The following is a 13,772-nucleotide window of genomic DNA, read 5'->3' as shown; positions in this document are numbered from 1 at the left end:
CACCGGCGGCCGGGCGGCGGCTGTGTGCCCCGGCTCGCGCGGCCCGCCGGGCGGGCGACACCGCGCAACGCGCATCGGACGGACGCCTGCACGGTGGGGAACGCCTCGCGCCCCGGTTGACCGGAGGCGTGTCGCTCGCCCCGGCGGCCCCGACCCCGCCGCCCACCGGCGGGACTCGCCTCACCGCTCGTTCCGTGGCACCGGTCAGCCGTGCGGGTCCGGCGCGCCGGCCAGCAGCTCCGCCCGCATCTGGCCCCGCTTCTCCAGCGTGTGGGCGAAGCTGGAGAACGCCCGGAGCCAGCCCTGCGCCAGTCCGTCACCGGGCACCGCCGGCCTGGTCCGCGTGTTCTTCGCCGCCGCTCGCGCGGCGGCCTCCGCGCGCCGCTCCACCTCCGCCGCGGCGGTGGCCTCCTCCGCGAGCCGGTGGATCATCGGCCGGGCCCCGGCTGCGTGCACGAAGTGCTGCGCCGTCACCAGGACCGCCGCGTGCGTCGACGGGTGGTGCTTCTTCGTGCGCCACGCGGTGCGTGCCGCCTCCCCGAAGGCGCTGGTCAGCGCGGCGGGCCAGGGCGCCGGGCAGCGGGACAGCACGGCCCCGGCCGGCCCGAGCCCCTGGGAGGCGACAAAGCCGGCCGCCCATGCCGCCCGGTCCGCGGGGGGCAGCAGCCCCAGCAGGCGCCCGGCGTTCTCCGGCCCGCCGGGAAACGGCCGTGCCGGGTCGCCCAGCAGCGCACGGGCCCAGCCCCGGTCGTCGTGGCGCACTGCCGCGAGGATCAACCCCAGCCGGACCGTCTCGGCCCACTCGGCCGTGACGGGCAGTGCGACGATCTCCTCCGCCGACCGGCCGCCCCACTGCTCCTGCCACGTCGAGGGGGGCACCGCCTCCAGCAGCTGCCGCAGCCACCACGACCGCTCACCCTGCCCGGTCGGGGGTTTGGCGACGAGCCCGTCGCGCTGCATCTCCCGGTCGCACGCGGTCGGCGCCGTGACCACCAGCTCAGGGCCCGTCCCGTCGTCGGCCTCCCGCAGCCGCAGGCACGCGAGGGCCCGTTCCGTCATCCGGGTGCTGAGTGCCGACCCCGGCAGCAGGGTGAGCAGTCCGGCAGCCTCGGCCCGCACCGCCTTGCTGCGGTCCGAGAGCGCCGCCTCCAGGAACGGCTCGTCGGCCGGGCCGAGACCGTCGCGCAGCAGGTCGACGAAGACGAGGCGCTCCTCGGCGCGCTCCGACTGCCACGTCCCCGCGAGCAGTTCCCGGCCCGCGGCGGGGTCGTGCGCCCGCAGCGCCGTCAGCACCGAGACGCGGTCGGCGAACGCCCCCTGCTGCCAGCGGGAGAGGCCCGCCTCCCCTGATCCGGCCGCCCCCGGGCCGGGAGCGGTCGCGGCGAGCTTCTCCTTCGTGGCGAACTGCCACGCCGGGTTCAGCCCGGCGAGCCAGCGGCCGCGCGGACCGGCGAAGGCGAGCGCCGCCTGCCGGTGGTCGCGGGCCCGGGCGGCGTCGAGCACCAGCGGCAGCTGGGCGTGGGGCGGCCGGTACCCGAGGTGGTTGGCGAGCTCCAGCCACTCCGGAAGCAGCTGTTCGGCGTGCGGTCGGGGAGCACTCCAGGAGGTGGCCGCGTGACTGCTGCCCCGCGCGCCGCTGAACAGGGTGCGGCACCGCGCCGCGGCCGCGCGCGGGATCTCCGGCCGCGGGTCGTGCGGCGCGGGCTCGGGCAGCGGGCCCGGGGACGCCGCGGTCATACCGGCCCGGGCGCGGACCGTCGCGGTCGCCGCCCGGTCGAGGAGTCCGGCGGCGGAACCGCCGGGCAGCACCCGGCGCTCCGCGCCGAGCAGCGCGGCGGTCACCAGCTCCTGCCACCCGGAGTCGCGGGCGCCGAACGACTCGCCCTCCGGGCCCGCGTCGTCCGTTCGCGGTACCCCGCCCGTGCCCTGCTCCACCGTCATCGCCTCGTCCGTTCCGTTGGTCGTGGTCATCGCCGCTGCCCTCGTCCGCGCCGGGCCCGCGCCCGTCGCCGCCCCGTGCTGCCGGGATCGCCGGTGCCGTTCACAGCCGCACCGCCCGGCCCGCGTCCCAGGTGGTGCCGGGCACGAAGCCGGCGGGCCCCAGCCGCCCGAACACGGTGAGCGGCCCGCCACCCGAGAGGGCCAGCAACCGCCAGAGCACCGCGTCGTCCGCCTTCAGCGGCACCGCCGCCCCGCCGTCGGCATCCGCCAACTGCCAGCCCGAGCACTCGTTCCCGGCCTCGGTGACCGGCACCGGGACCACCGGGCCGAGGATCGCCGGCCAGGCGTCCACCCAGGGATCGGCCGCCACCGCCGCCCCGAACGCCGCCAGAGCCGCGCCGACCGGCGCTCCCTCGGGTGGGGTGCCCTCGCGCTCCGCCGTGCCGTGCCGCTCGGCGACGCTCACCCGCAGCGGTGCCGCCCCCGGGTGGAAGGCCACCTCGGCGTCGAACTCGGCGCCGAGCACCATCGGCGGACCCGAGGTGGAGCCGGGGCCGGTGAAGCCGAGAACCAGCGCCCAGCGCTCCGTCCCCCGGCCCAGCAGCCAGGTGCTCTCCGTCCATATGCGGCCGTCGCTGGTGCGTTCCGACCCGGCGACCAGCCAGCGGTCCCGCACCAGGGAGCCCGCCTCCCGGGCGGCCGCGACCACCGCGGCGGTCTCGGTGGTGAACCCGACCCGGGAACGGACCGTCGCGGCGAGCGGCGGCGGCAGCTCCTCCACTCGCTCCAGCCCGCGGAGCAGCAGGTGCAGCAGCGACATCTCCGCCAGCGCCGCCGACGGCCAGCCGCGACCGGCGCCCATGATCGCGCCGAGCTCACCGGCGCGCGCCGCCAGCCCGGGGGCCTGCGCGTCGACCATGCGGGCGGCGGTGTGCTCCCACGCCTGGTAGCCGGACTGCTCCGACCCGGCCAGGCCGCTCTCCACCGCGTCGGTGAGCCGACGGGCCAGCTCCTGGGCGCCGTCACCCACCCGCGAGGAGCGGCGCTCCGCCCGGCGGCGCGCCGCCGCCTCGTCCTTCGGCTTCGCGGAAGCCTCCGGGTCGGCGGCCTTCTCCTCCCGCCGGCGCCTGCCGTCGAGCCAGCTCTGAGCCCACTCCGGCGCCGTGCCGCCGTCGGGGACCGCCGTGCCGTCGGTGTCGCCGGCCCACACCAGGAGCAGCCCCAACCCGTGCTTGCACGGGAACTTGCGGCTCGGGCAACTGCACTTGAACCCCACCGACGCCGCGTCGGTGAGGTCCACCGCGGTGCGGTAGGGGTTCTTGCCGGACCCCTTGCACAATCCCCAGAGGGTCGCGTCCCGCCGTGCCGTCTCGGACCAGGTGCCCGGCGACCCGAGCTTCTGACCCGCTCGTTGTGACGCAGCGTCAGGGGCGAGTGCGAGCACCTGTTCCGTGGTCCAGCGGACCTGTTCTCCCGTCATGTCCCGGAACGCTAGGCCGTGGCACTGACAACGACCTGTGTGCAGCGGCTCGCGACACCGCCGGAGAAACCTCGGAGGCCTTGCGGGGCAAGGGAAGTGGCGGGTTGTCCACAGGTGTGAGGCGTCGGTGGGGCCACCCGGTTGTCAGTGGTGCCGTGCAGAGTGATCCCCACAGCGACCGACGGTGCCACCGACGGGGAACGGGCCGGCTGTGCCCTTCCCTTTCGTGACCCTCGGTAGCTGCCGGCGTTCTCGCCGGGGACAGTTCGAGACGCGGGACGACCCCGCCCGTCCGAGGGACAGCACATGACCGCAGAGACCACCGGGCAGCCCGTCCTCCGCCCGCACGCCGAGGACGCCTTTGCCGAGGAGCTGAGCGCGCTGGCCGCGGCCGACGACCGGCCCCGCCCCGAACGCTGGAAGCTGTCCCCCTGGGCCGTGGCGACGTACCTGCTCGGCGGCACCCTCGCGGACGGCACCGCCATCACCCCCAAGTACGTCGGCCCGCGGCGCATCGTCGAGGTGGCCGTCACCACGCTCGCCACCGACCGCGCCCTGCTGCTCCTCGGGGTCCCCGGCACGGCGAAGACCTGGGTCTCCGAGCACCTCGCCGCAGCCGTCAGCGGTGACTCGACGCTCATCGTGCAGGGCACCGCGGGCACCGCGGAGGAGGCGATCCGCTACGGCTGGAACTACGCGCAGCTGCTCGCCAAGGGGCCGAGCCGCGAGGCGATGGTCGCCAGCCCGGTGATGCGCGCCATGAACGACGGCATGATCGCCCGGGTCGAGGAGCTGACCCGCATTCCGGCCGACGTGCAGGACACCCTCATCACCATCCTGTCGGAGAAGACGCTCCCGATCCCGGAGCTCAACGACGAGGTCCAGGCGGTCCGGGGCTTCAACCTCATCGCCACCGCCAACAACAGGGACAAGGGCGTCAACGAGCTGTCCAGCGCGCTGCGCCGCCGCTTCAACACCGTGGTGCTGCCGCTGCCGGCGAGCCCCGACGCCGAGGTCGAGATCGTCTCCCGGCGGGTCGACCAGCTGGGCCGTTCGCTCCAGCTGCCCGCGGCCCCCGACGCCATCGACGAGATCCGCCGCGTGGTCACTGTCTTCCGCGAGCTGCGCGACGGGGTCACCACCGACGGCCGGACCAAGGTGAAGTCGCCCTCCGGCACCCTCTCCACCGCGGAGGCGATCTCCGTGGTGACCAACGGCCTCGCGCTCGCCGCCCACTTCGGGGACGGCGTGCTGCGCCCGGCGGACGTCGCGGCCGGTATCCAGGGGGCCGTCGTCCGCGACCCGGCCGCCGACTCCCTGGTCTGGCAGGAGTACCTGGAGACCGTGGTGCGCGAGCGCGACGGCTGGAGCGACTTCTACCGCGCCGCCCGCGACGCCGCCTCCGGTCGCGCGCACGGAGCGGCCGCATGACCGAGCGCCCCCTGCTGCTGGGCGTGCGGCACCACGGGCCCGGCTCCGCCCGGTCCGTGCGCGCCGCCCTGGCGGCCCGCCGCCCCGCCGTCGTGCTGGTCGAGGGACCGCCGGAGGCGGACGACGTGGTGGCGCTCGCCGGTGACCCGGCGATGTCGCCGCCGGTGGCGCTGCTCGCGCACGCCGTCAACGACTCCGGCCGGTCCGCCTTCTGGCCGCTGGCGGCCTTCTCCCCGGAGTGGGTGGCGATCCGCTGGGCGCTCGACAACGGCGTCCCGGTCCGGTTCATCGACCTGCCGGCCGCCCACTCCCTGGCGCTCCGCGACGCCGACGAACGCGACGCCGGCACGTCCCCGGCCGGGGACGCACCGGCCGGGGACGTGCCGGCGGAGGACGGCACCGCCGGGGACGGCACGGGCCGCCCGGCCGACGAGGCGCCGGAGCAGGACACCCCGGGCGAGGAGCCCGGCGGCCCGGAGCCCGCCGGTGACGCGCTGCGCCGGGACCCGCTCGCCGTGCTCGCCGCCGCCGCCGGTCACGACGACGCCGAACGCTGGTGGGAGGACGTCGTGGAGCACCGCTCCGGCGGCGACGACCCCCTCGCGCCGTTCGCCGCCGTCGAGGAGGCGATGACCGAGGTCCGCGCCCGCTCTTCGGTGGCGGACGGCGACCGCGACCTCGTCCGCGAGGCCCACATGCGGCTGCGGCTGCGGGAGGCGGTGCGCGAGTTCGGCGCGGAGGCCGTCGCCGTCGTCTGCGGGGCCTGGCACGTGCCCGCGCTGCGGGAGCGCCGCACCGTCGCCGCCGACCGGGCGCTGCTCCGCGGCCTGCCCAAGGTCCGCACCGAGATCACCTGGGTCCCGTGGACCCACCGCAGGCTGGGCCGGGCCCACGGCTACGGCGCCGGCGTCGAGTCGCCCGGCTGGTACGCCCACCTCTTCTCCGCCCCCGACCGGCCCGTCGCCCGCTGGATGACCGGCGTCGCCGGGCTCCTGCGGGACGAAGGCGTCCCGGTCTCCTCCGCCCACGTCATCGAGGCGGTCCGGCTCGCGGAGACCCTCGCCGCGATGCGGGGCCGGCCGCTCGCCGGCCTCGGCGAGACCCTCGACGCGGTCCGCGCGGTGATGTGCGACGGCGGGGAGGTGCCGCTCAACCTCGTCATCGACCGGCTCGTCGTCGGCGACGTCCTGGGTGAGGTCCCCGACGCCGCGCCGGCCGTCCCGCTGCAGCGCGACCTCACCGCACAGCAGCGCAGGCTGCGCCTCAAGCCCGAGGCCGACGACCGCCACCTCGACCTCGACCTCCGCAAGGACAACGACGCCGAACGCAGCAGGCTGTTCTACCGGCTGCGACTCCTCGGCATCCCCTGGGCGGCGCCGGCCGGCGGCAGCAGCACCGGAACCTTCCGGGAGAGCTGGCGCCTGAGCTGGGAACCGGAGCTCGCCGTCCGCGTCGCCGAGGCCGGGATCTGGGGCACCACGGTCGAGTCCGCCGCTGTGGCGAAGGCCCGCTCGGAGGCCCTCGCCGCCCACACGCTCGCCGACCTCACCTCGCTCGCGGAGCGCTGCCTGCTCGCCGGCCTGGGCGAGGCGCTGCCGACGGTGATGAAGGCCCTCGCCGACCGAGCGGCGCTCGACACCGACGTCGCCGGCCTCGCCGCGGCACTGCCCCCGCTGGTGCGGTCCGCCCGCTACGGCGACGTCCGTTCGACCGGCACGGCGGAACTGACCCGCGTCGCGCACGGCCTGGCCGACCGCGTCTGCGTCGGGCTGCCGGCCGCCTGCACCGGGCTCGACGCCGACGGCGCCGCGGCGATGCGGCAGCACGTCGAGGGCGTCCACGCGGCGATCGCGCTGCTCGACGACGACGGGCTCCGCGACCGCTGGCGCGACACGCTGCGGCGCCTCGCGCGCCGGGACACCGTGCCCGCGGTGCTGCGCGGCCGCTCGGCCCGTTTCCTGCTGGACGAGGGCGCGTTGGCCGACGAGGACGCCGACCGCCTCATCGGGCTGGAGCTGTCGCCCGCGGTGCCGCCGGCCCGTGCGGCGGGATGGGTGGAGGGCTTCCTCGCGGGCGGCGGTCTGCTGCTGGTCCACGACGAGCGGCTCCTCGCACTGATCGACGCCTGGCTCACCTCCGTGCCGGCCGATTCCTTCACCGATGTCCTGCCGCTGCTGCGCCGGAGCTTCGGCTCCTTCGAGGCGGGCGTCCGACGGTCCGTCGGGGAGCTGGTGCGCCGCTCGCCGGGCGCCGCGCCGGCCGGCGCGGAGACGGCACACGCCCCGGGGTTCGGCGAGCGGGCCGACCCCGTCCGCGCCGACGCGGCGCTTCCCGTGCTGCGGCTGCTGCTCGGGCCGGAGGCGGTCGGCGACGGCACGACGCCCTCCGCGGCACCCTTCCCGACGCCCTCCGCGTCCGCCTCGCCCTCCCCGGCCGACGACCCGATCGGAGCCCCCGCATGACCGCCACCCAGTCCCCGCCGCCCCGCGCCGAAGCGCCTCCGGCCGCCACCGCGACCCCGGTGGACGACGCCGAACGGCTCCGCCGGTGGCGGCTGGTGCTCGGCGGAGCCGACGACGGCACGGGCGTCACCCTCGGCGGGCGGGACGTCGGGCTGGACCGCACCCTGGACGTCGTCTACGGCGAGGACACCCGCCGCGCGGGCCGCGGCGGCAGCGCGCCGGGCGTCGCCCGCTGGCTCGGTGACATCCGCACCTACTTCCCGACCTCCGTCGTCCAGGTCATGCAGCGCGACGCCATCAACCGCCTCGGCCTGGCGACGCTGCTGGCCGAACCGGAGATGCTGGAGGCCGCCGAGCCGGACGTCCACCTGGTGGGGACGCTGATCTCCCTCGGCCGGGCCATCCCCGAGCGCAGCAAGGAGTCGGCCCGGGTGGTCGTCCGGAAGGTCGTCGAGCAGTTGGAGCGCAAGCTCGCCAGCCGGACGCGGGCCACGCTCACCGGCGCCCTCGACCGGTCGGCGAAGGTCCGGCGCCCCCGTCATCAGGACATCGACTGGAACCGCACCATTCGCGCCAACCTGCACACCTACCTGCCGGACCACGGGACCATCGTCCCGGAGCGGCTCATCGGCTACGGGCGCGCCGGGCAGTCGGTGAAGAAGGACGTCATCCTCTGCATCGACCAGTCCGGCTCCATGGCCTCCTCGGTGGTGTACGCCTCGGTCTTCGGGGCGGTGCTGGCGTCGATGCGCTCCCTCAACACCCGGCTGGTCGTCTTCGACACCAACGTCGTCGACCTCACCGAGGAGATCGAGGACCCGGTCGACGTGCTGTTCGGGGTGCAGCTGGGCGGCGGCACCGACATCAACCGCGCGGTGGCGTACTGCGAATCGCAGATCACGCGCCCCACCGAGACGGTGGTCGTGCTCATCAGCGACCTCTACGAGGGCGGCATCCGGGGCGAACTGCTCAAGCGGGTCGCCGCGATGAAGGCCGCGGGCGTCGAGTTCGTCACCCTGCTGGCGCTCTCCGACGACGGCGCACCCGCGTACGACCGCGGGCACGCGGCCGCGTTGACCGAACTGGGCGCGCCCGCCTTCGCCTGCACCCCGGACCTCTTCCCGGACGTGATGGCTGCCGCCATCGAACGGCGGCCGCTGCCGATACCGGAGCCGTAGGGGGGGTGAGACCCCCGGTGGCAGCCCGGCTCGCACAACCACGGGTCTCCGGGGTTCGCTTCGGCGGGTCTCGCGCCGGCGGTCCGGCCCTCCGGAGGGGCCCGCGGCGGGGCGGGCAGGGTACGACAGGCACAGCTCGGCGGGAAGCGCTGTGACGGGACTCACCACGTAGGTGTGACGTGGATTTTAGGAGGTCCCGCGGCGCCCCCGTTACGCTGCCCTGCGGACCTGCCGCGGGCCACAGATCGCGGTCACGCGGCACGCCCACGCTGAATACGACCGCGAGACCACTACTGAGGACGGACACGCGTGGACCTGTTCGAGTACCAGGCGAGGGACCTCTTCGCCAAGCATGACGTTCCGGTGCTTGCCGGTGAAGTCATCGACACGCCGGAGGCGGCCCGCGAGGTGACCGAGCGGCTTGGCGGTCGTGCGGTCGTCAAGGCGCAGGTGAAGGTCGGCGGCCGCGGCAAGGCCGGTGGCGTCAAGCTCGCCTCCGACCCTGCCGACGCCGTGGCCAAGGCCGAGGCCATCCTGGGCATGGACATCAAGGGCCACACGGTCCACAAGGTGATGCTGGCCCAGACCGCGGACATCGTGGACGAGTACTACGTCTCGTTCCTGCTGGACCGCACCAACCGCACCTTCCTGGCCATGGCCTCCGTCGAGGGTGGTGTGGACATCGAGGAGGTGGCCGCGACCAAGCCCGAGGCGCTGGCCAAGGTCGCGGTCGACGCCGTGGACGGTGTCACCGAGGCCAAGGCCCGCGAGATCGTCGAGGCCGCGAAGTTCCCGGCCGAGATCGCCGACCAGGTCGTCGCCGCGCTGCAGAAGCTGTGGGACGTCTTCGTCAAGGAGGACGCCCTCCTCGTCGAGGTCAACCCGCTGGTGAAGACCGGTGACGGCCGCATCGTCGCCCTGGACGGCAAGGTGTCGCTGGACGCCAACGCCGAGTTCCGCCAGCCGGACCACGCCGCCCTGGAGGACAAGGCCGCGGCCGACCCGCTGGAGGCCGCCGCCAAGGCGAAGAACCTGAACTACGTCAAGCTCGACGGTCAGGTCGGCATCATCGGCAACGGCGCGGGCCTCGTGATGTCCACGCTGGACGTCGTGGCCTACGCCGGTGAGAAGCACTCCGGCGTCAAGCCCGCCAACTTCCTGGACATCGGCGGCGGCGCCTCGGCCGAGGTCATGGCCAACGGCCTGGAGATCATCCTCGGCGACCCGGACGTCCGCTCCGTGTTCGTCAACGTCTTCGGTGGCATCACCTCCTGCGACGCCGTGGCCAACGGCATCGTGCAGGCGCTCGAACTGCTGAAGTCCAAGGGCGAGGACGTCAACAAGCCCCTCGTGGTCCGTCTGGACGGCAACAACGCCGAGCTGGGCCGGAAGATCCTCACCGACGCCGCCCACCCGTTGGTGCAGCAGGTGGACACCATGGACGGCGCGGCCGACAAGGCCGCCGAGCTGGCTGCGGCCAAGTAAAGGACGAGGTCAACACAGCATGGCTATCTTCCTCACCAAGGACTCCAAGGTCATCGTCCAGGGGATGACCGGCTCCGAGGGCCAGAAGCACACCCGGCGGATGCTCGCCTCCGGCACCAACATCGTCGGCGGCGTCAACCCCCGCAAGGCGGGCACGACCGTCGACTTCGACGGCAACGAGGTCCCGGTGTTCGGCGGCGTGAAGGAGGCCATCGAGGCCACCGGCGCCGACGTCACCGTCATCTTCGTCCCGGAGAAGTTCACCAAGAGCGCGGTCATCGAGGCGATCGACGCCGAGATCCCGCTCGCCGTCGTCATCACCGAGGGCATCGCGGTCCACGACACCGCGGAGTTCTGGGCGTACGCCGGCAAGAAGGGCAACAAGACCCGCATCGTCGGCCCCAACTGCCCGGGTCTCATCACCCCCGGCCAGTCCAACGCCGGCATCATCCCCGCGGACATCACCAACTCCGGCCGCATCGGCCTGGTGTCGAAGTCCGGCACGCTGACGTACCAGATGATGTACGAGCTGCGTGACCTCGGCTTCTCCACCTGCGTCGGCATCGGTGGCGACCCCATCATCGGCACCACCCACATCGACGCCCTCGAGGCGTTCGAGGCGGACCCCGACACCGACCTGATCGTCATGATCGGTGAGATCGGCGGCGACGCCGAGGAGCGTGCCGCGGACTTCATCAAGGCCAACGTGACCAAGCCGGTCGTCGGCTACGTCGCCGGCTTCACCGCGCCCGAGGGCAAGACCATGGGCCACGCCGGCGCCATCGTCTCCGGCTCCTCCGGCACGGCGCAGGCCAAGAAGGAGGCCCTGGAGGCCGCGGGCGTCAAGGTCGGCAAGACGCCGTCCGAGACCGCCCGCCTCGCCCGCGAGGTCCTGGCCGGCTGATCACCGGCCCCCTCCCCGCGGGTCGCGGGGACGGCACGGCGCCCGCACCGCCCCTCGGCGGTGCGGGCGCCGTCGTGTCCGTGCCCTCCCGGCCCCGGGAGCGTGGTCCTGCGGTCAGCCGGTGAGCAGTCCCGCCGTGACGGCCCCGGCCGTGACCACGACCAGGACCACCGCCGCCTGCACCTGACGGCGGCTCGTCCGTTCGCAGACGGTACGGGCGCGTGAGGCGGGCAGCGGTGGCACCGGTTGGGATGCGGTGAGCGCCTCCATCATGCTGCCGAGCACCTCGCCACGGCGCCCCGGATCGGCCGCCGCGAGCCGTGGCAGCGACGCGGCCAGGGCCTCCCGGCCGCGCCGCACCCGCGCCTCGGCGGCAGCCGTGGTGGACTCCGCCTCCGCCGCGGTCTCCGCCAGCCCCAGACCCAGTGCGTCGTGCAGCACCAGCGCCCGGCGCTGCCCCGGCGGCAGCCGCAGCAGCGCGGTCAGCAGCTCCTGTTCCTCGCGCCCGGCGCCCAGGGCGAGCGGGGCACGCCCCCACGGCCGGAAACGGTGCCAGGGAGAGAGCGCGTACTCGTACGCCGCCGCCCGCACCCACCCGGCGGGATCGTGGTCCACCGCCACCTCCGGCCACCGCTCCCAGGCCACCCGGAACCCGTGGACGACCGCGCGGGCCGCCGTCTCGCGCCGACCGCAGAGCAGGTAGGCCTGCTGACCGATCGGCCCCGCGTTCCGCAGGTACAGCGCGTCGAACGCGTGGAGCGGCGTCATCGTCGCGTCGGGGTCACCCGGGGCGGTGGGGAAGACGCCGTCGAACAGCTCGTGCCGCTCGGCCTCCGGCTCGTCGTCCCGGCCGTCGTTCCGGTCGTCGTCCCCGTCGTCCCCGTCGTCGCCCCGGTCGGCGTCCTGGTCCGGGTCCGGGGCGGCCTCCCGCCCGGCGTCGGGCGTGCGGTCCCGGCCCGGTGCGTCCCGGTCCTCGTCGCCGCGGTGGTCGGCCTCGTCGGCGCCGGTCCCGTCGACCGCCACCTCCCCGGCCTCCGCACCTCCGGTGGCGAGCGCATGGGCGGCACGGTCCGCCGCGCCGGTCGCGGTCCCCGTCGGCCGGTCGTCGTCGTCCACGTCCGGGGCCGATCCGGCGCCCGGTCTCCACCATCCGGCACTGCGCCCCGCCGCCCGCGGCCGCTTCCGCCGGCGGCGCGACACCGCAGGCGGGGCGCCCTCGCACTCGGTCGACGTGGCGGCGTCCACCGTCGGCAGCGGGGTGCCGCCCGGCTCGGCTGTGGCCGGCGGTGCCGACGCTGCGGGAGCGCCGGGCGCCTGAGCGTCGCGGTCGGCTGCCTTCTCGGGGACCGACGTGGACGGTGCGTCCGCGCGGCGGGCCGCACCGTCGGGCCGGGCGGGCCCGGCGGCCGGTGCACCGTCGCGCCGGCCACCGATGGACCACCGGGCGCGGCGCCGGCGTTTCGCGGGCGGCGCTCCTGCGGCGTCGGCCGCCAGCGGCGTGCCACCGGCGGCGGTGTCGGCTGCCTCGGTGGTCGGCCCGGGGGTCGACTCGGGGGACGAATCCTGGCGCCGGAGCGGTGCCGGCCCGGCGGCCGCCTCGGCCGTCGGGCCCGCCGCCGCACCGGAGTCCCGGGCGGAGCTCGGGGTCGCGCCGGTGCCGACGGCCGCCGTGGTGCCCACGCCGGTGCCGGGGTCCGTTTCGGTGTCCGGCGGGGCGGTGTCGGCGGGCCCGTCGTTGCCGACGAGAGGGCGCGTGCCTGTCGGCGTGCGGCGGGTGGCGCGCTGCAGCCAGGTGCCGCGCGGCTGCTCCGGGTCCTCGGCCGCCGTCGGCGACTGCGGGGTGTTCAGCGACGGTTCGGCGGCCGTGCCGGCACTCGCCGAACGGCGGAGCGCGCGGCGGGCGCGACGCGGCGGCCGGGGTGCGCCGTCGCGTTCCGGCGTGCCGCGTGCCGGGCTTCTCCTGTGCGTCTCCGCCTCGGCGGCCGCACGGACCGCGTCCCGGCTGTGGGCGCGGCGTTCCCGGCGGGTCCGGCGACCGCCCGCCGACTCGGCCGGCTCCCGCGTCCGTTCGGGCTGGTCCGTCGGGGCGCGGGAGGTGCGGCGTCTCGACGCCCGGGGTGCCCCGGAGCCGGGCGGCTCCGCCTGCGCGCCCTGCGACGGTCGCTGGTCGGGGTCGGCGGGCTCGGCCTGCCGAACGGGGGGCGTGCTCGGTGCGGTCGCGCGCCGCGACTCAGGGGCGTCCGGGCCGGCGTCCGGAGCGACCTCGGGGTGCGTGGCCGCCGCGCGCGCCGTGCGGCGCGCCTGCGGTTCGGCCGGTGTCGACCGGTGGTCGCGGCCCCCGGCCACGGTCTCCGGCGGCGTGGCCGCCGGCCTCCCGGTCCCGGAGGTCCCGGCCGCCGGGCGTCCGGTCTCCGGCGCTGTGGTCTCCGGCTCTGCGGTCGCCGACGTCCCGGTCTCCGGCGCCGCGGGACGCCGCAGTGCGGGCTCGGACGGGGACGGGTTCCTCGGCGTGGGCCGCTGCCGCGTGGCCTCCCGCGACGCGGGGCTCCGGTGGGCGGCACCGGCTGCACCGGCACCGGCACCGGCACCGGCGTCGGCACGCGGCGCCCCTGCCCGCCGGGGCGAGCCGGCCGGAACGACCTGAGGCGCGTCCCCGCCCTCGGCGGGCACCGGCGCTGCGGGCGGCCGGGCAGGGGCGGCCTCGGTGGCGGCGCTGCCCTCCGGGCCTGGTCCGGCGGGGGGCCGCGCGGACAGCGGTGGACCGGCCAGCGTGGTCCGGCTGCGTGAGGCGACCGGTCCCCGCCCGGCAGTGCCGCTTGCCGTCGTCCGGCGGCGTCCAGGAGTGGCGCTGCCCTCGCCGCGGGAGGTCCGGCCCACCGGTGGACGCGGTG

8 protein-coding genes are annotated in these 13,772 nt (G+C 76.1%); 5 read left to right on the top strand and 3 right to left on the bottom strand.

The window, feature by feature from the left end:
- Positions 1 to 204: 204 nt before the first annotated feature.
- A complete protein-coding gene (locus tag HCN56_RS17525) occupies positions 205 to 1,971 on the bottom strand; it encodes a DUF5691 domain-containing protein (RefSeq protein ID WP_167972238.1) in 1,767 nt (588 codons plus the stop codon).
- Between the two features lie 70 nt (positions 1,972 to 2,041).
- Positions 2,042 to 3,421 (bottom strand): SWIM zinc finger family protein, encoded by a 1,380-nt coding sequence (locus HCN56_RS17520; protein ID WP_167972237.1) that lies wholly within the window; start codon positions 3,419 to 3,421, stop codon positions 2,042 to 2,044.
- Between the two features lie 306 nt (positions 3,422 to 3,727).
- Here HCN56_RS17520 and HCN56_RS17515 point away from each other — a divergent pair, with 306 nt between their 5' ends.
- The 5 genes from HCN56_RS17515 to sucD all read left to right on the top strand — a co-directional run bounded on the left by HCN56_RS17515 (position 3,728) and on the right by sucD (position 10,881).
- Positions 3,728 to 4,852, top strand: a complete 1,125-nt coding sequence (locus HCN56_RS17515) for an ATP-binding protein (protein WP_167972235.1) — start codon at positions 3,728 to 3,730, stop codon at positions 4,850 to 4,852.
- Positions 4,849 to 7,314 carry a DUF5682 family protein gene (locus HCN56_RS17510; protein ID WP_245246681.1) on the top strand — a complete coding sequence of 822 codons (2,466 nt, stop codon included), beginning with the start codon at positions 4,849 to 4,851 and terminating at the stop codon, positions 7,312 to 7,314. The genes HCN56_RS17515 and HCN56_RS17510 overlap by 4 nt, the downstream gene beginning before the upstream one ends.
- Positions 7,311 to 8,492: a VWA domain-containing protein gene (locus HCN56_RS17505; RefSeq protein WP_167972233.1), complete on the top strand. Its 1,182-nt coding sequence runs from the start codon at positions 7,311 to 7,313 to the stop codon at positions 8,490 to 8,492. Before HCN56_RS17510 ends, HCN56_RS17505 begins: the two co-directional genes overlap by 4 nt.
- Positions 8,493 to 8,801: 309 nt before the next feature.
- Positions 8,802 to 9,977: an ADP-forming succinate--CoA ligase subunit beta gene (sucC, locus tag HCN56_RS17500; RefSeq protein WP_167972231.1), complete on the top strand. Its 1,176-nt coding sequence runs from the start codon at positions 8,802 to 8,804 to the stop codon at positions 9,975 to 9,977.
- Positions 9,978 to 9,996: 19 nt separating this feature from the next.
- On the top strand, positions 9,997 to 10,881 hold the full coding sequence (sucD, locus tag HCN56_RS17495; RefSeq protein WP_167972229.1) for a succinate--CoA ligase subunit alpha: 885 nt from the start codon (positions 9,997 to 9,999) through the stop codon (positions 10,879 to 10,881).
- 114 nt (positions 10,882 to 10,995) lie between these two features.
- Here sucD and HCN56_RS17490 read toward each other — a convergent pair whose 3' ends face one another.
- Entirely contained in the window at positions 10,996 to 11,997 is a 1,002-nt protein-coding gene (locus tag HCN56_RS17490) for an RNA polymerase sigma factor (protein ID WP_312871282.1), read from the bottom strand.
- Positions 11,998 to 13,772 lie beyond the last annotated feature (1,775 nt).

This window comes from Streptomyces lonarensis (assembly GCF_012033735.1).
Classification (GTDB): Bacteria; Actinomycetota; Actinomycetes; order Streptomycetales; family Streptomycetaceae; genus Streptomyces; species Streptomyces lonarensis.
The sequence above is the reverse complement of the archived record's forward strand: the minus strand, read 5'-3'. Positions and strand labels throughout refer to the sequence as shown.